Below are 18975 nucleotides of genomic sequence, written 5' to 3'. Positions count from 1 at the left end.
GGAAAATCAGCTTCCGGCGGAGAAGGCTGCGATCGCCGCCATGTTGACGATGTCGCTGTCCTTGGCATTCAGCGGCACGATCTGCACCGGCTTGTTGAGACCAACGAGCAGGGGGCCGATGACGGTCGAGCCGCCCAGTTCCTGCAGCATCTTGGTGGCGATGGAAGCCGAGTGGAATGCCGGCATGACCAGAACGTTCGCCGGCGCGGTCAGGCGCATAAAGGGGTATTGCTGCATGGCGGCGGGGTTGAGGGCCACGTCGGCCGCCATTTCACCGTCATACTCGAAATCGACGCGGCGCTTGTCCAGAAGCTTGACCGCCTCCTGGATGCGCTCCGAGCGCTCGCCCTGCGGATGACCGAAGGTGGAATAGGCGAGCATGGCGACGCGGGGCTCATAGCCCATACGCCGCGCGAAATTGGCCGCTTCCTCGGCAATGTCGGCGATCTGCTGCGCATTCGGCATGTCATGCACGGCAGTGTCGGCGACGATCACCGTGCGGCCGCGCGACAGCACGATCGAGGCGCCGATGACGCAATGGCCGGGCTTTGCGTCGATGACCCGGCGCACATCTTCCAGCGCCGTCGAATAGTTGCGGGTGACGCCGGTGACGATGCCGTCGGCGTCGCCCAGCGCCACCATGCAGGCAGCGAAATGATTGCGGTCGTTGTTGATGAGGCGCTGGCAATCGCGGAACAGGTGGCCCTTCCTCTGCATGCGCTCATAGAGATAATCGGCATAGACAGCGTTGCGGCGCGACAGGCGCGCATTGATGATCTCGATGTTGGGCTTGTTGAGGTCGATGCCGGCATTGCGGGCATTTTCCTTGATGATGTCGTCGCGCCCCAGCAGGATCGCGGTGCCCAGCCCCTGGTTGACGTAGGAGACGGCGGCGCGCATGACCTGCTCTTCCTCGCCCTCGGCGAAGACGATGCGCTTGGGCTGGCGGCGCACGCGGTCGTAGATGCGCTGCAGGGTGGACGCGATCGGATCGCGGCGGGCGGAAAGCTCCTGCGCGTAGCGGTCGAGGTTGACGATGGGACGGCGCGCTACCCCGGTTTCCATCGCGGCCTTCGCCACCGCCAGCGGTATGGCGGAGATCAGGCGCGGATCGAACGGCACGGGGATGATGTAGTTGGGGCCGAATTTCGGCCGGTTGCCCTGATAGGCGGCGGCCACGTCGTCGGGCACGTCCTTTCTGGCCAGATCGGCCAGCGCATAGGCGGCGGCGATCTTCATCTCCTCGTTGATCGTGGTCGCCTGCACGTCCAGCGCGCCGCGGAAGATGTAGGGGAAGCCGAGCACATTGTTGACCTGGTTCGGGTAATCCGAACGGCCGGTCGCCATGATGGCGTCGGTGCGGATCTCGGCCACTTCCTGCGGGGTGATCTCCGGGTCCGGGTTGGCCATGGCGAAGATGATGGGGTTTTTCGCCATCGATTCCACCATGGTTGGCGTCAGCGCGCCCTTGGCGGAGAGGCCGAAGAAGACGTCGGCACCGTCCATGGCCTCGGCCAGCGTGCGCGCATCCGTCTTTACAGCGTGCGCGGACTTCCACTGGTTCATGCCTTCCTGACGGCCCTGATAGACGACGCCCTTGGTGTCGCACAGGATGACGTTTTCCGGCGCAAAGCCCATCGCCTTGATCAGTTCGATGCAGGCGATGCCGGCGGAACCGGCACCGTTGCAGACGAGCTTCGTCGTCTTCATGTCGCGGCCGGTGATCTCCAGCGCGTTGATCAGGCCGGCGGCGGAGATGATGGCGGTGCCGTGCTGGTCGTCATGGAAGACGGGAATGTCCATGAGCTCGCGCAGGCGCTGTTCGATGATGAAGCATTCCGGCGCCTTGATGTCCTCCAGATTGATGCCGCCAAAGGAGGGGCCGAGATAGCGCACGCTGTTGATGAAGGCGTCGGCATCCTCGGTGTCGATTTCCAGATCGATGGAATCGACATCGGCGAAGCGCTTGAACAGCACCGCCTTGCCTTCCATCACCGGCTTGGAGGCGAGCGCGCCGAGATTGCCGAGACCCAGAATGGCGGTGCCGTTGGAAATCACCGCCACCATGTTGCCGCGGGCGGTGTAGTCGAAGGCGCGCGAAGGATCTTCGGCGATCGCCTTCACCGGAACGGCGACGCCCGGCGAATAGGCGAGCGACAGGTCGCGCTGCGTCGCCATCGGCTTGGTCGGCATGATTTCCAGCTTGCCCGGACGGCCGCGCGCGTGGAATTCCAGCGCCTCCTCGGGGCTGACTGAGGGGCTCGCGTTCTCGTTTATGCTGGGCATGTGCTAAAGGTTTCCTCACCGATGCGGCTGTTGCTCCCGCCGCGACTTGTTTTTGTGGAGTTTGCGCAATTAAGGCTACACTTCCCCGCCGTAAAGCGCCAAGCCAATGCATATAGAAATTTTGGAAACAGTTTCTTGAACCACGACATGCCCGTGCGTCCCGACAGCGTGACACAAGCCGTGCCGGCAACAGCCGGTGCTACGCCGATGCCCGCGCCGGCAACGGCCGGCGCTACGCCGATGATGGAGCAATATATCGAGATCAAGTCGGCGAACCCTGATTCGCTGCTGTTCTATCGCATGGGCGATTTCTACGAACTGTTCTTCGACGACGCGGAAAAGGCGGCGCAGGCGCTCGGCATCGTCCTGACCAGGCGCGGCAAGCATCAGGGGCAGGACATTCCCATGTGCGGCGTGCCGGTGCATGCCGCCGACGACTATCTGCAGAAGCTGATCGCGCTCGGCTTCCGCGTCGCCGTGTGCGAGCAGATCGAGGACCCGGCGGAGGCGAAGAAGCGCGGCTCCAAATCGGTGGTGCGGCGCGACGTGATCCGGCTGGTGACGCCCGGCACGATTACTGAAGATAAACTGCTGGCGCCGGCCGAATCGAATTTCCTGATGGCGCTCGGGCGGGTGAAGGGTACGGCCGACCAGGCTCATGCGCTTGCCTGGATAGACATTTCCACTGGCGCCTTCCGGGTCGCGGAAACCACGCATGACCGGCTGCTGGCTGACATATTGCGCGTCGATCCGCGCGAGCTGATCGTGGCCGAGCCGGTGTTTTACGATCCGGAGCTGAAACCCGTCTTCGACGTGCTGGGGCGCGTTGCCAATCCGCAGCCTTCCAGCCTGTTCGATTCCACCTCGGCGCCCGCCCGCATCGCCCGCTTCTTCGAGGTGGCGACGCCGGACAGTTTCGGCACCTTCGGCCGCGCCGAGCTGTCGGCCATCTCCGGCATCATCGCCTATGTCGAGAAGACCCAGAAGGCGGAGCGGCCACCCCTGTCGCGGCCCGAGCGCGAAGAAAGCGGCGCGACGCTGTTCATCGACCCGGCGACGCGCGCCAATCTGGAGCTTTTGCGCACGCTTTCGGGCCATCGCGAGGGCTCTCTGTTCAAGGCCATCGACCGCACCGTCACCGGCGGCGGCGCGCGCCTTCTCGCCGATCGGCTGACGGCCCCGCTGACCGATCCGGCAGCGATCGCGGCGCGCCTCGATTCGGTTTCCTTCTTCCGGTCCGAACCGCGCCCTGGCGAAGCGCTGCGGGCGGCATTGAAGGGCGTGGCGGACATGCCGCGCGCCCTGTCGCGGCTGGCGCTCAACCGCGGCGGCCCGCGCGATCTCGGCGCGTTGCGGTCGGGTCTGGCGGCGGCTTCCGCAATCGCCGACATATTCGCCGGCACCAAGGTGCCGGATGAGATCGGAGACGCTTTACGCGCCATCGCCGCCCTCCCCTCGGGGCTGGCGCAGCATCTGCAACTGGCGCTGGGCGATGAGTTGCCGTTGATCAAACGCGACGGCGGCTTCGTGCGCGCCGGCTACGATGCCGAACTCGACGAGATGCGGGCGCTGCGCGACGAGTCCCGACGCGTGATCGCCGCCATGGAGCGCGATCTGGCCGAAGAGACAGGCATCCGCTCGCTGAAAATCCGGCACAACAATGTGCTCGGCTACTATATCGAGGTGACGGCCAACCATCAGGCGGTGATGAACGGTACGGACGAGGCCAAGGCCCGCTTCATCCACCGCCAGACCATGGCCAACGCCATGCGCTTCACCACCACCGAGCTGGCGGGGCTGGAGAGCAGGATCGCCAATGCGGCGGCCCGTGCGCTGACCATCGAGCTTGCCGTGTTCGAGGCGCTGGTGAAGGAAGCGGTGGCTGAGGCGGAGACGATCCGCGCCGGTGCCGATGCGCTGGCCGTGCTCGACGTTTCGGCGGCGTTGGCGCTGCTGGCCGAACGCGAAGGCTGGTGCCGGCCGCAGGTCGATGCAAGCCTCGCCTTCGAGATCGAGGGTGGTCGCCATCCGGTGGTCGAGCAGGCGTTGCGCCGCCTTGGCGAAGGTCCGTTCGTGGCCAATGACTGCAACCTTTCGCCCGAAGGCGACGGCAGGCACGGGGCGATCTGGCTGCTGACCGGCCCCAACATGGGCGGTAAATCGACCTTCCTGCGCCAGAATGCGCTGATCGCCATTCTCGCCCAGACCGGCTCATTCGTGCCGGCCACGAAGGCGCATATCGGCGTCGTCGACCGGCTGTTCTCCCGCGTCGGCGCATCCGACGATCTGGCGCGCGGACGTTCGACCTTCATGGTCGAGATGGTGGAAACGGCAGCGATCCTCAATCAGGCCGGCGAGCGCTCGCTGGTCATCCTCGACGAGATCGGACGCGGCACCGCTACCTTCGACGGCCTCTCCATCGCCTGGGCGGCGGTGGAATATCTGCATGAGCAGAACCGTTGCCGGGCGGTCTTCGCCACCCATTTCCACGAGATGACGGCACTGGCGGAAAAGCTTTCCCGCCTGCACAACGTCACCATGCGGGTGAAGGAATGGGAAGGCGACGTCGTCTTCCTGCACGAGGTGGGCAAAGGTGCCGCCGACCGCAGCTATGGCGTGCAGGTCGCCCGTCTCGCCGGGCTGCCGGAAGCCGTGGTGGCGCGTGCCCGCGAGGTGCTGCACCAGCTCGAAGCCGGCGAGGTTTCCGGCAAGGCAGAGCGTCTGATCGACGACCTGCCGCTGTTTTCGGCCGCCGTGAAGCGCGAGACGACCAAACCCGCTCCGCGCTCCGACGCGCTTTCGCAAGCGCTGGAAGCGATGCACCCCGACGAGATGACGCCACGCGAGGCGCTGGAAGCGCTCTACCGGCTGAAGGGACTGGCAAGCGCCTGAAAGCTTTAGCTGCCGGCGTAGACTGGCGGACGACGTCCGATCCACGCATCCAGCCCTTCATGGATGTCGGATGTGGCGGCCATGCGGGCAAACTGCTCGCTTTCGATCTGCAATCCCTCGCCGATGGTGGCATTGAGGCCGCGCGTCACAGCCGTGAGGATGCGTGCCGAAGCCAGCGGGGAGTGACGCAGGATGCGGGCGGCCAGATCGAAGGCGGCATCCATGAGATCGTCATGCGCGACCACACTGTTGACGATGCCGATCTCCCGCGCCCGCTCCGGCGTGAAGCTGTCGCCGGTGAGCAGATATTCCAGCGCCCGCTTGCGGCCTGCCAGACGGGGCAGGCGCTGCGTGCCGCCGAAGGTCGGCGGAATGCCGATGTTGATTTCCGGCTTGGCGAAAACCGCCCGCTCGCTGGCGATGGCCAGATGCACGGATTCGGTGATCTCGCATCCGCCGCCATAGGCGATGCCGTTGACCGCCGCGATGACCGGCTTCGGAAATGCCTCCAGGCGGCTGGTCATCGCCTGCCCCCGCCGCACGAATTCCCGCACCGCGACATCGACCCCTTCGCGTACGCTCTGCGCAAACTCGTGGATGTCGCCGCCGGCCGAGAAGGCACGCCCGGCCCCGGTCAGGATGACCGCGCCGATGCCGTCATCGGTCTCGATCTCGTCCAAAAGATGCAGAAGGCGGTCATTGGTGGCGTAGTTCAGTGCGTTGAGCTTTTCGGGGCGGTTGAGGGTGAGCAGGGCGACCTTGCCGCGCCGCTCGAACAGAACTGTCTGCCTGGTCATGAGGTTCTCCGTGCCGTTGCATGTCTGCGCCAGCAGGGCTAGCATCCGCTCCACCTCATCTAAACTCACTAGTCGGTATACTAAAAATGGCCCGCAGCAGCAGTGACGCGACGCGCGACAGGATCGTAAAGGCGGCCAACAGCCTGTTCTACGGCAAGGGCATCCGCGCGGTGAGCGTCGACGCCGTGGCGGAAAAGGCCGGCATCACCAAGAAGACGCTCTACTATCATTTCCGCAGCAAGGACGACCTCGTCGCCGCCTATCTCGCCTCCCGCGACCAGCCCAATCTGGAGGCCTTCTCCGGCTATTTCGACGCGGCGCAAGGGGCGCTGCCCGAGCGCATACGGGCAATCTTTACCGGCATCGCCACGGCGGCGCGGCATCGCCGCTGGAAGGGATGCGGTTTCCTGCGCATCGCGGCCGAGCTGGTCGACACGCCGGGCCATCCGGCGGTGAAGGCGGCAGGCGCGCACAAGAAGCGGGTGGAAGCGTGGCTGGCCGAAATCATCGCCGCCGAAGAGCTTTCCGGTGCCGACCGTCTGGCCCGGCAGATCGTGCTCCTCATGGATGGCGCTTTCGCCACTATGCTCGTCCATCACGACGTCGCTTATATCGAAAGCGCCGGCGATGCGGCCGCCACGCTGCTGGCAAACGCAGCGCGCGAAGCCCGGTGAGGCTTGCCGCCAGAGCGCGCGAGCCCTATGTGCGGGTATCGATTGACGGAAGGCCGCAGGCGCATGACCATTTCAAACGAAGACGAATTCGATGCGCTGAAGGAGATCGGCCGTATCGTTGCCGATACGCTCAGGGCCATGGGTGCGGCTCTGGAGCCCGGCATCACCACTGCGGAACTCGATCAGCTCGGCCGCAAGCTGCTGGAGCAGGCCGGCGCACGCTCCGGTCCTGAAGTCACCTACAGCTTTCCCGGCGCGACATGCATCAGCGTCAACGAGGAAATCGCCCACGGCATTCCGGGCAACCGTCGCATCGGCAAGGGCGACCTCGTCAATATCGACGTATCGGCGGAAAAGAACGGCTTCTTCGCCGATACCGGCGCCTCCTTCACCGTGCCGCCGGTGGCGCGCAACATTGACCGGCTGTGCCGCGACGGCAAGCGCGCCATGTGGACCGGCATCGCGCAGGTCGGCGCCGACAAGCCGCTTTCCGGCATTGGCAAGGCGATCGGCGCCTTCGCGCAGAAGAACCGCTACACGCTGGTGCGCAACCTCGCCAGCCACGGCGTCGGCCGCTCCCTGCATGAAGAGCCCGAATCCATCGCAACATGGCCGGACCGTTCGGAGCGCCGGATCATCAATGACGGCCTCGTCTTCACCGTCGAGCCGTTCCTCTCACTGGGAGCGGAATGGGCGGAAAACGGCGAGGAGGACGACTGGACGCTCTACAGCGAACCGCGCGCGCCGACCGTGCAGTTTGAACACACCATCGTGGCGACCCGTTCCGGCCCGGTGGTCGTGACCCTGCCGGGCTGAAGCCCGCAGGCCAAGCCACAGGGGCCGGCTTTTAGATCATTTCGAGCGGACGCTTGCGAGCGGGCGGCGCGAAGGCGCGGTCGAGCTCGGCAAGGTCTTCCACGGTCAGGGTAATGTCCAGCGCCGCAACATTCTGGCGCACATGGTCCGGCTTCACCGCCTTTGGAATGGCGATGACGCCACCGGCGCGCATCACCCATGCCAGCGCGATCTGCGCCGGGGTCGCATCGTGGCGGGCAGCCACGGCTGCAACCGCGCGATTCTCCGCCAGCGCACCCTGCTCGATCGGCGAATAGGCCATGACCGGCATGCTGCGCTGCCGGCTCCATGGCAGAAGATCGAACTCGATGCCACGGCGGCTGAGATTGTACAGAACCTGATTGGCCTGACAGTTCGCGCCGGATGGCAGGCCGGAGAGTTCTTCCATGTCGCTGGTGTCGAAGTTGGACACGCCCCAGTGGCGGATTTTTCCGGCCGCTTTCAGTTCCTCGAAGGCCGCCACCGTTTCAGCCAGCCGCGCGCCACCGCGCCAGTGCAGCAGGTACAGGTCGATGCGGTCGGTGCCGAGGCGTTTGAGGCTACGCTCGCATGCAGCAATGGTCCCGGCCCGCGAGGCATTGGAAGGCAGCACCTTGGAAACGATGAAGAGGTCGTCGCGACGCCCTTTCACGGCCTCGCCGACAACCAGTTCGGCATCGGCATACATTTCGGCCGTGTCGATCAGCGTGACACCAAGGTCGAGCCCCAGTTGCAACGCCGCCACCTCATCGGCGAAGCTGGCTTTGTGATCGCCCATCATCCATGTGCCGAGACCGAAGACCGGCACGCTCTCGCCACAGGGCAGTTTCGTGGTTGGAATGGACACTTTCAGCCTCCGTCCGGAATTGCATTTCAGTGATCTGCGGGCCTGTTCTGCTCAAAAGCCGTTTTCTGCTGGTCGGAAGCTTCAAGCTGATAGCGCGCGCGCCACTCTTCATAGGGCATGCCATAGACGATCTCGCGCGACTCTTCTTTTGACAAAGCCGTTCCCCCGGCCTCGGCCGCCTCGCGATACCAGTTGGCAAGGCAGTTGCGGCAGAAGCCGGCGAGGTTCATCAGGTCGATGTTCTGCACGTCCGTGCGCTCGCGCAGATGCTGGAGCAGACGGCGGAAGGCGGCCGCTTCGAAGTCGCGCTGCCTGTTCTCGTCGATCTGCGTCATCGTTGTTCCTCCTCGTTCAGACGGGTCCGGTGCGCGAGCCGAAATGGCGCACCTGATGTATATCGGGGCGACGGTTGATCGCTTCAACCACGGGAGCAAGGCGGAGCGCCCAGCCGGCCGCCATGGCGGGCGTCGCGATCAGGTCCTGCCGGATCTCGATCAGCGCATGCGGATAGCCGTTGACGATGGCGTGGCGGAACATGGTGTCGCCGCGCAGGGCTCCGTCATAGGGCTCATTGTCGCCGACCACGAGCGAGGGGTCTTCCCCCAAAGCGTCTATCAGCGGCCGCGCCACGCGATCGTCGCGGTCCCACAGCACGCCGACATGCCATGGCCGGATCATCCCCTGCATCACCGGCGTGAACGAATGAACCGAAAACAGGAACGGCGCTCGTCCCGATCTCGCGGCTACTGATGCCGTCGCTGCCGAAACGGCGTCGTGATAAGGACGGTAGAACATGTCGAGCCGGCGCTGGCGCTCGTTTTCGGATAGCGGATAGTTGCCGGTGATGATGGTGCCGTCGTAAAGCTGGCGGATCAGGGTGGGATCGTCCTCGCCGCGGTTGGGATCGATCAGCAGGCGCGAGAAACCGGCCAGCACCGCCGGCGCGCCAAGCAGGGCCGCCAGTTCGCGCGTCACGGTCTCGACACCGATGTCGTAGGCAATGTGGCGCTCGAATTCCTCAGGCGGCAGGCCGAGCGTGCCATATTCCTGCGGCAGATCGCGCCTTGCATGGTCGCAAACCAGAAGAATGCCGCGGCTGGGATCGCCTTCGACCAGATCGAAAGGGGCGAAAACTGTGGATCGGGTCATGACTGGAAGGAAAGGTCCGTTTTTCGTTCCCGGCTGGGTGATAGTTTCATCCCATGAAGAGGGCATCCATGCAATGCCGTGGTTTGGACAAGGTTTTTGTCAGAAATCCGCCGCAGCCGCCAGATCGCCGCGTCCGCAATATTTAAATCGATTGGATTTTCAGGTCCGGGCGCGTTGACATGCGCCCGGACTTTGCCGAAAAGGGACCAACCACATGAAGAGATCGATGCCGAGGGGAATGAACAAGGTCCGTTCCGGCGCAGGAAAAAAAGCGCTGCTGGCAGCATTGCCGTTCGTTGCCCTGATGGCGCACGCGGCGCCTGCCCATGCCGATTTCCGGGTCTGCAACGCCACGCAGAGCCTGGTCGGGGTCGGCATCGGCTATCGCGCCAAGGCGGGCTGGATCACCGAAGGCTGGTGGCACATCGAGGCATCGAGCTGCAAGACGCTGATCGAAGGGCCTCTGTCATCACGGTTTTACTATCTCTACGCAGAAGATGCTGAACGCGGCGGCCGCTGGGACGGTCCGGTCAACATGTGCGTGGCGGAGAAAGAGTTCAAGATAGCAGGCGTGACCGACTGTGTGGCACGGGGCTTCCAGCGGGCCGGCTTTCAGGAATACGACACTGGCGAGCAGTCGAGCTGGATGGTCCAGCTGACCGAGCAGCCGACAGCTGACGGGCCCCCGGCCCCGGGAACGAATGGTCAATGAGACGCAGCCGCAAGGTAAAGATACTCGCAACGATCGGCCCTGCTTCCTCTGAACAGGCGACACTGAAAAAACTGTTTGAAGCGGGCGCGGATGTTTTCCGCATCAATATGAGCCATGCCGATCACGATCTGATGCGCACGCTGATTGGCCGCATCCGTGCCGTCGAGGCGGAGCTGGGACGCCCCATCGGCATTCTGGCAGACCTCCAGGGACCCAAGCTGCGCGTCGGCCGCTTTGCAAATGGTAAGGAGACACTTACCGTCGGCCAGGCCTTCACGCTGGACGACAACACCGAAGCCGGCGATGCCACGCGCGTCTATCTTCCGCATCCCGAAATTCTCAAGTCGGTCGAACCCGGCCATCGCCTGCTGATCGATGATGGCAAGCTGGAGCTGAAGGCAGTGAAATGCGACGGCCGCTCCATCGAATGCGTGGTGGTGGCCGGCACCTCGATTTCCGACCGCAAGGGCGTGTCGCTGCCGGACACCGACCTGCCGGTTGGCGCGCTGACCGAGAAGGACCGCGCCGATCTCGATGCAGCGCTCGAGGCCGGCGTCGACTGGATCGCGCTTTCCTTCATCCAGCGCCCCGAAGACCTGATCGAAGCGCGCCAGATCGCCGATGGCAGGGCGCTGCTTCTGTCTAAGATCGAAAAGCCACAGGCCGTTACGCGGCTTGCCGAGATCATGGAGCTGAGCGATGCGCTGATGGTGGCGCGCGGCGATCTCGGCGTGGAAATGCCGCCCGAAGCGGTTCCCGGCATCCAGAAGCAGATCACTCGTGCTGCCCGCAAGGCCGGCAAGCCGGTTGTCGTGGCCACTCAAATGCTGGAATCGATGATCTCGGCACCGGTTCCCACTCGCGCGGAGGTGTCCGACGTGGCAACCGCCGTGTTTGAGGGTGCTGACGCCATCATGCTGTCGGCCGAGTCGGCTGCCGGCGCCTATCCGGTCGAGGCCGTCGCCACCATGAACCGCATCGCGGAACGGGTGGAGAAGGACCCCACCTATCCGGCCATCATCAACGCCCAGCGCTCCGCGCCGGAGCCGACCGGCCCGGACGCGATTTCCTATGCGGCGCGCGAGATCGCCGAGACGCTCGAACTGGCGGCCATCGTCAGCTACACCGCCTCCGGCGCTACCGGCCTGCGCGCCGCGCGCGAGCGCCCGAAAGTCCCGATCATCGCCCTTTCACCGATCCTTGCGACGGCACGGCGTCTGTCGCTGGCATGGGGGACGCACTGCGTGGTGACCGAGGATGCCACCAATCTCGATGACATGGTCGACCGCGCCTGCCGCATCACCAGGCAGGAGGGTTTTGGCACCGATGGCGACCGCATCATCGTGACCGCCGGCGTGCCGCTCGGCACCTCGGGCGCCACCAACATGCTGCGGATCGCCAGCATAGGCGAAAATTCGGGACCGGCTGGCTCCGACAAATAAGCCACCGCGTTTCGAGCCTTGCTTCAGCCGGGCGCCTGCAAGGCACGCGCCCGGCACGAAGCCTCGTCAAAGGCCTGCCTGTCTTTCTTAGAGCATTTCTGCTTTTCTCTGAATCGCAGAAATGCTCTATCTCTTTGTTTTAGCTGCATTTATGCGACGCCAGATGTTTCCATATGGCTGCAAAATGCTCTAGGCGCTGCGGCCTGCAAGTTCCTCGGAAAGCGTGGACAGGCGCTCCTGCGCCGAGCGCAGGGCCGGATAGATGTCGAGCACCCGCTGCCAGGCGTCCACGGCAGCCTCCTTGCGCTCAGTATCCGTCATGATGCGCGCAAGGCCGGAAATCGCCCCGTAGTGGCGTGGCTCCAGCGCCAGAGCCCGGTTGATGTCGGCCATCGATTTGGCGTAGCTCTTCATCGCATAATGGACGGTGGCGCGGCGGTTCCAACCCTCGGCATAGTCGGGCTGCAAGGTCACCACCAGATCGAGGAAGTCGAGCGCGACATCATATTTGCCGGAGGCGGCTGCCTTCTGCGCCCATTGCATCATCAGATCAACCGAAGCGCTTCCGGACTGCGACCACTCCTGCTGGATGCGGCGGGCGATGCGATCGGCCGCTTTCGGATTGCCCTCGCGCTTCAGCTCGGCAAGCAGCCTGTCCAGCTTCTGCGCGCTGGTCTCCGCCACCTGATCGGCGGAAGCCGGATGAGGAAAATCCTCGGCCGCCACAATGCCCGGGGCTGCGGCCGACAGAAAGATTATCGCGGGCAGAACGACAAAGCGCATGAAAGGAAGCCTATCCCCTTCATGCGCTTCGTCAAACTGAAATTCGCGTGAGCGGCGAAACCGGGCAGGCATTATCATGCCCGCCGGGATACGTCCATGCTCAGCCCTGACGGGCCTTGTAGCGCGGATCGGTCTTGTTGATGATGTATATGCGGCCCTTGCGGCGAACCAGGCGGTTGTCGCGGTGACGTGCCTTCAGCGCCTTGAGCGAGTTCTTGATCTTCATTGTCTTGCCCGTCAATTTGGCCCTTTGCGGGCGTAACTGAAAAGCGCGCCAGAAGCGCGCCGAAGTTGTGACAGGCTCATAAACGACGACACTTGGCTCTGTCAACCTTTCGAGGGCCCGTGAAGGGCAGAATCGCATCCGTCAGATCGCATTCAGCCACCATTCATCAGCCGGCTGCCATGAATCCCCTCATCATCCCGGATCGAATCCCGCCGCCGGTCGTTATGGGAAGTGGTAAGAGACGTGATTGTCCGCGAAAGGTTGAGACAATGAAAAAGATTATCGTGCTTATGGCGCTGCTCGTGCCGCTTGCCGCATGTTCCCAGACCGAGCAGGGCGCGACCATCGGCGGCCTGAGCGGCGCGGCGATCGGATCGGCCGTTGCCTCCCGGCATAACCGCGCCGAGGGCGCGCTGGTGGGTGGCGCAATCGGCGCTGTGGCCGGCGCGCTGATCGGTTCCGCCAACGAGCCGAACCGCTGCCGCTATCGCGACGGCTATGGCCGCGTCTACACCGCGCAATGCCCGCGCGGCTATGACGATCGCTACAATTCCGGCCGCTACGACAACCGCTATCGCTATGACGATCGCTACAGCCGCAATCGCTATGACGACCGTTACTATGGCCGCCGTTACAACAACGGCTACTGATCGTCAGCAACTGCACCGGACCCATGAAAAAGGCCGCGCCGGTTCACGGCGCGGCCTTTTTTGCCTAAAACGTAAGCTGTGGCTTACTCGGCGCTGGCTTCGGCCGGAGCCGATGCGGCGGCAAGAGCGGCGGCAGCCTCTTCCTGAGCCTTCTTGACCAGAGCCTCGCGCTCCTGTGCCTTCTTGCCCGGCAGGCCCTTGGTCGGGTTCGAGCGGGCGTCGCGCTTGGCGATGCCGGCCTGATCGAGGAAGCGGGCCACGCGGTCGGTCGGCAGGGCGCCGTTGTTGAGCCAATGCTTCACGCGGTCGGCATCGACCTTCACGCGGTCGCCGTCCTTCGGCAGCATCGGGTTCCAGGCGCCCACCGTCTCGATGAAGCGGCCGTCGCGCGGGCTGCGCACGTCGGCGATGACGATGTGGTAGTAAGGACGCTTCTTGGAGCCCGCGCGGGCCAGTCGAATCTTCAGTGCCATTTTCTTTCTCCTAAAGCTCTGATGTCTTGGTCTTTGTGTATGAACCGGCCGGAAATCAGCCGGGTTGGGAGGTGCCACCGTTGGCGGCGATATGCTCGTGATGGCGGATGACCTCGCGGATGACGAAGTTCAGGAACTTCTCCGCAAAGTCGGGGTCGAGATGGGCGTCGTTGGCGAGCCGCCGCAAACGCTCGATCTGCTGGGCCTCGCGCGCCGGATCGGCTGGCGGAAGGCCATGCGTTGCCTTGAGAACGCCCACCGCCTGCGTGCAGCGAAAGCGTTCAGCCAGCATATGGATGAGGGCAGCATCGATATTGTCGATCGAGGAACGGTAGCCGGCAAGCAGCCGGCGCGCTTCATCGATGTTCTTGTCTTCGCTCATCGTCCCCTCACTTCTTCTTGCCCGGAGCGCCGAGGCCGGGCAGCTTCATGCCGCCGGGAAGGCCCGAAAGCCCGCCGCCGCCCAGACCTGGCAGACCGCCGGGCAAGCCGCCCGGAAGACCTTTGCCGAGGCCGGCGGCTTCCGCCTGCTTCTTCAGCGCCTCAAGCTGTTTGGGATCCATCTTCGACAGGTCCGGCATGCCTCCCATGGGGCCGCCACCCATCATGCCGCCGAGGCCGCCCATGCCCATTTTCGAAGCCAGACCGCCCATGAGGCCGCGCATCATGCCGCCGCCCTTGCCCTTGCCGCCCATGGCTTTCATCATGTCGGCCATGCCGCGATGCATCTTGAGCAGCTTGTTGATCTCGGCTGCATCGGTGCCGGAACCGGCGGCGATGCGCTTCTTGCGGCTGTGCTTGAGAATGTCGGGATTGGCGCGCTCGGCCTTCGTCATCGAGGAGATGATGGCGAGCTGGCGGCCGAACATCCTGTCGTCGAGGCCGGCGGCGGCCATCTGGTCCTTCATCTTGCCCATGCCGGGCATCATGCCCATGATGCCGCCCATGCCGCCCATCTTCTGCATCTGGCCAAGCTGGTCGGCGAGGTCGTTCAGGTCGAACTTGCCCGACTGCATCTTCTTCGCCATCGCCGCGGCTTTTTCCGCGTCGATGGTCTCGGCAGCCTTTTCCACGAGCGAAACGATGTCGCCCATGCCCAGAATGCGGTCTGCGATGCGCTTGGGGTAAAATTCCTCCAGCGCATCCATCTTTTCGCCGGTGCCGATCAGCTTGATCGGCTTGCCGGTCACGGCGCGCATCGAAAGGGCCGCCCCGCCGCGGCCGTCGCCGTCCATGCGGGTCAGCACGAGGCCGGTGATGCCGACACGCTCATCGAAATTGCGGGCGAGGTTGACTGCGTCCTGACCGGTCAGGGAGTCGGCGACAAGCAGGATCTCATGCGGGTTCGAGGCCGCCCTGATCTCGGCCATTTCGGCCATCAGCGGCTCGTCGATATGGGTGCGGCCGGCGGTGTCGAGGATGACGACGTCATGACCGCCGAGCTTCGCCGCCTGCACGGAGCGGCGGGCGATTTCGACCGGCGACTGGCCGGCGATGATCGGCAGGGTGGCGACCTTGGTCTGCTCGCCAAGCTGGCGAAGCTGTTCCTGCGCGGCCGGACGGCGCGTGTCCAGCGAGGCCATCAGCACCTTCTTGCCCTGACGCTCGCTCAGACGGCGCGCGATCTTGGCCGTGGTGGTGGTCTTGCCCGAGCCCTGCAGGCCGACCATCATGATGACAACCGGAGCCGGCGCATTGAGGTCGATCGGCACGCCCTCTTCGCCGAGCATGGAAACCAGCTCGTCATGGACGATCTTGACGACCATCTGGCCGGGCTTGATCGACTTGAGAACCGCAGCGCCAACCGCCTTCTCGCGCACCTTGTCGGTGAAGGAGCGAACGACATCGAGCGCGACGTCGGCCTCCAGCAGGGCGCGGCGGACCTCGCGCAGGGCAGCCGAAACATCGGCCTCCGACAGCGCGCCGCGGCCGGTGAGGCCGTTCAGGATCGAGCCAAGGCGTTCCTGCAGCGATTCAAACATGTCTCTTCCTTTTCCTGCCGTCCATGGATGGACGAAAGGTAATGCCGCTTCGCGCCTTCTCCAAACGAAAGCAAAGCCAAAAAGCACCCGGGGGCGCACCGCGCTGCCGGATGTTGGCCTCCGGAGTCGACTGGCGGGCTTCAATGGCCCATCGCCCCGGTCAGCTTTGCGAAAAGAAGACTTGTCGCAGAATTTTGCGGTGTAGACAGGAAAAACCGGCCAGAGTCAAGTTTGCCGGACCATAGGGCGGCGGTAATGCTTCCGTGCAAAGCAATCGACACCATTCCGCCACATTTAGAGCGACTTCCGCCTGCAATAGCCCGCCACACACGTGCTGTTTACCGGAATGGCAATGACAAGTTCATGTTTGGCTGGCAAATTCGCACGGGGACGTGAATCAGGCACTCAGGAGACCAATATGGCAGTTGTTGCCAAAGTACGGATTTTTACCGCGGCAGCGCTAGCTGCTTTGATGAGCGCAGGCGCTGCGCAGGCAGCCGGCAAATGCGGCAATGACGCCAGCGGCTTCAATGCCTGGGTGGGCGCTTACACCGCCGATGCCAAGGCACGCGGCATCGACACGCGCCCCATGCAGGGCGTGAAGTACGATACCGGCGTGATCAAGATCGACCGGGCTCAGCACAAGGCCTTCCGGGGCAGCCTTGAAGATTTCATGCAGCGCCGCGCGCCCGCCTCCTACGTGAAGAAGGCAAAGGGCTACATGAAGTCCGAAGCGTCGCTGCTGCGCCGCATCGAACAGAAATACGGCGTTCAGCCGGAAGTGCTTCTGGCCATCTGGGGCATGGAAACCGGCTTCGGCGCGAATTCGGGCAACAAGAGCGTGTTCGGACCGCTGGCGACGCTCGCCTATGACTGCCGCCGCTCGGCCTTCTTCACCAACGAGCTCGATTCGGCGCTGATCATTGCCCAGAAAGGCTACATCTCCGCCGAGCAGATGCGGGGCGCCGGCTTCGGCGAACTCGGACAGACCCAGTTCCTGCCGTCCAAATATCTGGAATATGCCGTCGATTTCGATGGCGACGGCCGCCGCGACCTCATCCGTTCGCGCGCCGACGTTCTGGCCTCGACCGCCAATTTCCTGCGCGGCCATGGCTGGCAGCCGGGTGGCGGCTACGGCCCGGGCGAGGTCAATTACAAGCACTGGAACGACTGGAACCGCGCCACCATCTACCAGCAGGCGCTGGCCGAGTTCGCCCGCCGCATCAAGAACTGATTTCTTAACTGCGATTCAGGGCGCCCGATGAATTCATCTGGCGCCCTGAAAACATGTCTTAAGAACGGCAGCGGCGGCGAAATTCAGACCCGCTTGCCGTCCTTGTCGAAGAAATGCAACCGGTCCCGGCCGGCTGTTATGTCCAGACGGTCTCCCGGACTGGCCATGCTGCGGCCGGGAACGCGCACCACGATGCGCACGCCTCCTGCGGCGCAATGCAGGAAACTTTCCATTCCCACCGGCTCCACCGCCTCCACAGTTACCGGCAGCGTGAAGGCCCGCGACTGACCCTCGCTGGTCGCAATCACCACATCCTCGGGCCTGAGCCCGACTATCGCAACGTTGTCGGCGACATCGCCATCGAGGACTGCGCCAGCGACCGTCGCCCTTCCCTGCGCATCGCGCGTCAGCGCCAGCAGATTCATCGGCGGCGCGCCGATGAAGGCGGCAACGAAGGTCGAGGCCGGCTTCTCGTAGATATCCATCGGCGCGCCGACCTGCTCGATCAGACCGCCATTCATCACCACCAGCATGTCGGCCAGCGTCATAGCTTCGAGCTGGTCATGGGTGACATAGACCGAGGTGACGCCGAGATTCCGCTGCAGGTTTTTGATCTCGACCCGCATCTGGCCACGCAGCTTGGCGTCGAGATTGGAAAGCGGCTCGTCGAACAGGAACACCTTGGGGTTGCGCACAATGGCGCGGCCCATGGCGACGCGCTGGCGCTGGCCGCCGGAAAGCTGGCGCGGCTTGCGGTCCAGAAGCTGGTCGAGTTCGAGCGTCTTTGCGGTCGCCCGCACGCGGGCATCGATCTCGGGCTTCGGCGTGCCGCGGTTGCGCAAGCCGTAGGCCATGTTGTCGTAGACGCTCATATGCGGATAGAGCGCGTAGTTCTGGAACACCATGGCGATGTCGCGATCGGTCGGGCCGATGCTGTTGACGACCTTGCCGTCGATGGAAATCGTGCCGGCCGAGATCGTCTCCAGCCCCGCGATCATGCGCAGCAGTGTGGACTTGCCGCAGCCCGACGGCCCGACCAGCACGCACAGCGCCTTGTCGGGAATGGCGATGGAGATGCCCTTCACCGCCTCGAAGCCGCCTGCGTAAACCTTGCGCACATCGTTGAGATCGACTGTCGCCATGTTCTATTTCTCCGACTCGACCAGGCCCTTGACGAACCAGCGCTGCATGGCCACCACCACCAGGATCGGCGGGATGATGGCAAGGATCGACGTCACCATGACGAGATGCCATTGCGTATCGGCATCGGCAAACGAGATCATCTTGCGTAGCGCGATGACGATGGTGTTCATGTCGTTGCTGTTGGTGACCAGAAGCGGCCACAGATATTGCGTCCATCCGTAGATGAAGAGGATGACGAACAGGGCCGCGATGTTGGTGCGCGACAGGGGCAGCAGGATGTCGAAGAAGAAGCGCCACGGCCCCGCCCCGTCGACGCGCGCGGCCTCCACCAGTTCGCCCGGAATGGTCATGAAGAACTGCCGGAACAGCAGCGTTGCGGTGGCCGAGGCGATCAGCGGCACGATCAGCCCGGCATAGGTGTCGATGAGCCCCAGATCGACCATCACTTTGTAGGTCGGCAGGATGCGCACCTCGACGGGCAGCATCAGGGTGATGAAGATGATCCAGAAGAAGGTCATCCGGAACGGAAAGCGGAAGAACACGATCGCATAGGCCGACAGGATCGAGATGATGATCTTGCCGATGGCGATGCCCAGCGCCATCACCGTGGTGTTGACGAGCAGGGTGCCGACACCGACGCCGCCCATGCGTGTGCTGCCGCCCCACAGCGCCTGCGAATAGTTCGTCCAGAATTCCGGCCCCGGCAACAGTGGCAGCGGCGGGCGCAGGATCGTCTGCAGCGAATGGGTGGAGGCGACGAAGGTGTAGTAGATCGGGAAGGCGACGATGACCACGCCAAGGATCAGGATGGCGTGGGCAAGCCAGATACCGGCCGACGACTGGCCGATCAT

General features: G+C 64.0%; 18 protein-coding genes and 1 pseudogene. 7 read left to right on the top strand and 12 right to left on the bottom strand.

The window, feature by feature from the left end:
- Positions 1-6 precede the first annotated feature (6 nt).
- Positions 7-2286, bottom strand: coding sequence for an NADP-dependent malic enzyme (locus AC5XE7_RS08580; protein ID WP_495365665.1), 2280 nt, complete (start codon positions 2284-2286; stop codon positions 7-9).
- A gap of 147 nt (positions 2287-2433) precedes the next feature.
- Between AC5XE7_RS08580 and mutS the strand changes: the two genes are divergently transcribed.
- Complete coding sequence (gene mutS, locus AC5XE7_RS08575; RefSeq protein WP_495365873.1) at positions 2434-5178, top strand: DNA mismatch repair protein MutS; 2745 nt, start codon at positions 2434-2436, stop codon at positions 5176-5178.
- 5 nt (positions 5179-5183) lie between these two features.
- Here mutS and AC5XE7_RS08570 read toward each other — a convergent pair whose 3' ends face one another.
- A complete protein-coding gene (locus AC5XE7_RS08570) occupies positions 5184-5975 on the bottom strand; it encodes a crotonase/enoyl-CoA hydratase family protein (protein ID WP_495365664.1) in 792 nt (263 codons plus the stop codon).
- Positions 5976-6061: 86 nt separating this feature from the next.
- On the opposite strand from AC5XE7_RS08570, the gene AC5XE7_RS08565 reads away from it, so the two are divergent.
- Together AC5XE7_RS08565 and map are read left to right on the top strand one after the other, a co-directional pair.
- Positions 6062-6649 (top strand): TetR/AcrR family transcriptional regulator, encoded by a 588-nt coding sequence (locus tag AC5XE7_RS08565; RefSeq protein ID WP_495365663.1) that lies wholly within the window; start codon positions 6062-6064, stop codon positions 6647-6649.
- A 63-nt stretch (positions 6650-6712) separates the two neighbouring features.
- A complete protein-coding gene (gene map, locus AC5XE7_RS08560; protein ID WP_495365662.1) occupies positions 6713-7465 on the top strand; it encodes a type I methionyl aminopeptidase in 753 nt (250 codons plus the stop codon).
- 31 nt (positions 7466-7496) lie between these two features.
- On the opposite strand, the gene AC5XE7_RS08555 is transcribed toward map, so the two are convergent.
- Genes AC5XE7_RS08555 through AC5XE7_RS08545 form a run of 3 tightly spaced genes read right to left on the bottom strand, consistent with a single transcriptional unit; the run spans position 7497 to position 9479 of the window.
- Positions 7497-8336, bottom strand: a complete 840-nt coding sequence (locus AC5XE7_RS08555; protein WP_495365872.1) for an aldo/keto reductase — start codon at positions 8334-8336, stop codon at positions 7497-7499.
- Between the two features lie 20 nt (positions 8337-8356).
- Positions 8357-8665, bottom strand: a complete 309-nt coding sequence (locus tag AC5XE7_RS08550) for a DUF1244 domain-containing protein (RefSeq protein ID WP_239800206.1) — start codon at positions 8663-8665, stop codon at positions 8357-8359.
- 16 nt (positions 8666-8681) lie between these two features.
- Positions 8682-9479 (bottom strand): N-formylglutamate amidohydrolase, encoded by a 798-nt coding sequence (locus AC5XE7_RS08545; protein ID WP_495365661.1) that lies wholly within the window; start codon positions 9477-9479, stop codon positions 8682-8684.
- Between the two features lie 304 nt (positions 9480-9783).
- Between AC5XE7_RS08545 and AC5XE7_RS08540 the strand changes: the two genes are divergently transcribed.
- Both AC5XE7_RS08540 and pyk read left to right on the top strand, forming a co-directional pair.
- Positions 9784-10191, top strand: a complete 408-nt coding sequence (locus AC5XE7_RS08540; RefSeq protein ID WP_495365871.1) for a DUF1036 domain-containing protein — start codon at positions 9784-9786, stop codon at positions 10189-10191.
- Complete coding sequence (gene pyk, locus AC5XE7_RS08535) at positions 10188-11633, top strand: pyruvate kinase (protein ID WP_495365660.1); 1446 nt, start codon at positions 10188-10190, stop codon at positions 11631-11633. The genes AC5XE7_RS08540 and pyk overlap by 4 nt, the downstream gene beginning before the upstream one ends.
- 189 nt (positions 11634-11822) lie before the next feature.
- Here pyk and AC5XE7_RS08530 read toward each other — a convergent pair whose 3' ends face one another.
- A complete protein-coding gene (locus AC5XE7_RS08530; protein ID WP_495365659.1) occupies positions 11823-12416 on the bottom strand; it encodes a hypothetical protein in 594 nt (197 codons plus the stop codon).
- Between the two features lie 100 nt (positions 12417-12516).
- Positions 12517-12642, bottom strand: a complete 126-nt coding sequence (gene ykgO / locus AC5XE7_RS08525) for a type B 50S ribosomal protein L36 (RefSeq protein ID WP_035022199.1) — start codon at positions 12640-12642, stop codon at positions 12517-12519.
- 269 nt (positions 12643-12911) lie between these two features.
- Here ykgO and AC5XE7_RS08520 point away from each other — a divergent pair.
- A pseudogene (locus AC5XE7_RS08520) lies at positions 12912-13178 on the top strand (YMGG-like glycine zipper-containing protein); the annotation flags it as partial.
- A 197-nt stretch (positions 13179-13375) separates the two neighbouring features.
- On the opposite strand, the gene rpsP reads toward AC5XE7_RS08520, so the two are convergent.
- The 3 genes from rpsP to ffh are packed head-to-tail and all read right to left on the bottom strand — an operon-like array spanning position 13376 to position 15747.
- Positions 13376-13765 (bottom strand): 30S ribosomal protein S16, encoded by a 390-nt coding sequence (rpsP, locus tag AC5XE7_RS08515; RefSeq protein WP_495365658.1) that lies wholly within the window; start codon positions 13763-13765, stop codon positions 13376-13378.
- Positions 13766-13820: 55 nt separating this feature from the next.
- Positions 13821-14147, bottom strand: coding sequence for a chorismate mutase (locus tag AC5XE7_RS08510; RefSeq protein ID WP_183826347.1), 327 nt, complete (start codon positions 14145-14147; stop codon positions 13821-13823).
- A 7-nt stretch (positions 14148-14154) separates the two neighbouring features.
- On the bottom strand, positions 14155-15747 hold the full coding sequence (ffh, locus tag AC5XE7_RS08505) for a signal recognition particle protein (RefSeq protein WP_495365657.1): 1593 nt from the start codon (positions 15745-15747) through the stop codon (positions 14155-14157).
- 418 nt (positions 15748-16165) lie between these two features.
- Here ffh and AC5XE7_RS08500 point away from each other — a divergent pair, with 418 nt between their 5' ends.
- The gene (locus AC5XE7_RS08500; protein ID WP_239800199.1) at positions 16166-16981 is read left to right on the top strand and encodes a lytic murein transglycosylase; all 816 of its coding nucleotides are present in this window, start codon (positions 16166-16168) and stop codon (positions 16979-16981) included.
- An 83-nt stretch (positions 16982-17064) separates the two neighbouring features.
- Here AC5XE7_RS08500 and AC5XE7_RS08495 read toward each other — a convergent pair whose 3' ends face one another.
- Both AC5XE7_RS08495 and ugpE read right to left on the bottom strand, forming a co-directional pair.
- Complete coding sequence (locus AC5XE7_RS08495) at positions 17065-18123, bottom strand: sn-glycerol-3-phosphate import ATP-binding protein UgpC (protein ID WP_495365656.1); 1059 nt, start codon at positions 18121-18123, stop codon at positions 17065-17067.
- 3 nt (positions 18124-18126) lie between these two features.
- Complete coding sequence (gene ugpE / locus AC5XE7_RS08490) at positions 18127-18975, bottom strand: sn-glycerol-3-phosphate ABC transporter permease UgpE (protein ID WP_495365869.1); 849 nt, start codon at positions 18973-18975, stop codon at positions 18127-18129.

The organism is Aquamicrobium sp. YD-1-mutant5 (assembly GCF_059509755.1).
This window is presented reverse-complemented; position numbering and strand designations above follow the sequence as displayed.

Excerpts from the sequence above, each read along its gene's own strand:
- AC5XE7_RS08540 (WP_495365871.1), top strand. The coding sequence starts at position 9,784 with ATGGCGCACGCGGCGCCTGCCCATGCCGATTTCCGGGTCTGCAACGCC.
- ugpE (WP_495365869.1), bottom strand. The coding sequence starts at position 18,975 with ATGATCGGCCAGTCGTCGGCCGGTATCTGGCTTGCCCACGCCATCCTG.
- AC5XE7_RS08550 (WP_239800206.1), bottom strand. The coding sequence starts at position 8,665 with ATGACGCAGATCGACGAGAACAGGCAGCGCGACTTCGAAGCGGCCGCC.
- AC5XE7_RS08580 (WP_495365665.1), bottom strand. The coding sequence starts at position 2,286 with ATGCCCAGCATAAACGAGAACGCGAGCCCCTCAGTCAGCCCCGAGGAG.
- AC5XE7_RS08495 (WP_495365656.1), bottom strand. The coding sequence starts at position 18,123 with ATGGCGACAGTCGATCTCAACGATGTGCGCAAGGTTTACGCAGGCGGC.
- pyk (WP_495365660.1), top strand. The coding sequence starts at position 10,188 with ATGAGACGCAGCCGCAAGGTAAAGATACTCGCAACGATCGGCCCTGCT.
- AC5XE7_RS08545 (WP_495365661.1), bottom strand. The coding sequence starts at position 9,479 with ATGACCCGATCCACAGTTTTCGCCCCTTTCGATCTGGTCGAAGGCGAT.
- mutS (WP_495365873.1), top strand. The coding sequence starts at position 2,434 with ATGCCCGTGCGTCCCGACAGCGTGACACAAGCCGTGCCGGCAACAGCC.
- ffh (WP_495365657.1), bottom strand. The coding sequence starts at position 15,747 with ATGTTTGAATCGCTGCAGGAACGCCTTGGCTCGATCCTGAACGGCCTC.
- AC5XE7_RS08530 (WP_495365659.1), bottom strand. The coding sequence starts at position 12,416 with ATGCGCTTTGTCGTTCTGCCCGCGATAATCTTTCTGTCGGCCGCAGCC.
- AC5XE7_RS08510 (WP_183826347.1), bottom strand. The coding sequence starts at position 14,147 with ATGAGCGAAGACAAGAACATCGATGAAGCGCGCCGGCTGCTTGCCGGC.
- ykgO (WP_035022199.1), bottom strand. The coding sequence starts at position 12,642 with ATGAAGATCAAGAACTCGCTCAAGGCGCTGAAGGCACGTCACCGCGAC.
- AC5XE7_RS08500 (WP_239800199.1), top strand. The coding sequence starts at position 16,166 with ATGGCAGTTGTTGCCAAAGTACGGATTTTTACCGCGGCAGCGCTAGCT.
- AC5XE7_RS08565 (WP_495365663.1), top strand. The coding sequence starts at position 6,062 with ATGGCCCGCAGCAGCAGTGACGCGACGCGCGACAGGATCGTAAAGGCG.
- rpsP (WP_495365658.1), bottom strand. The coding sequence starts at position 13,765 with ATGGCACTGAAGATTCGACTGGCCCGCGCGGGCTCCAAGAAGCGTCCT.
- map (WP_495365662.1), top strand. The coding sequence starts at position 6,713 with ATGACCATTTCAAACGAAGACGAATTCGATGCGCTGAAGGAGATCGGC.
- AC5XE7_RS08570 (WP_495365664.1), bottom strand. The coding sequence starts at position 5,975 with ATGACCAGGCAGACAGTTCTGTTCGAGCGGCGCGGCAAGGTCGCCCTG.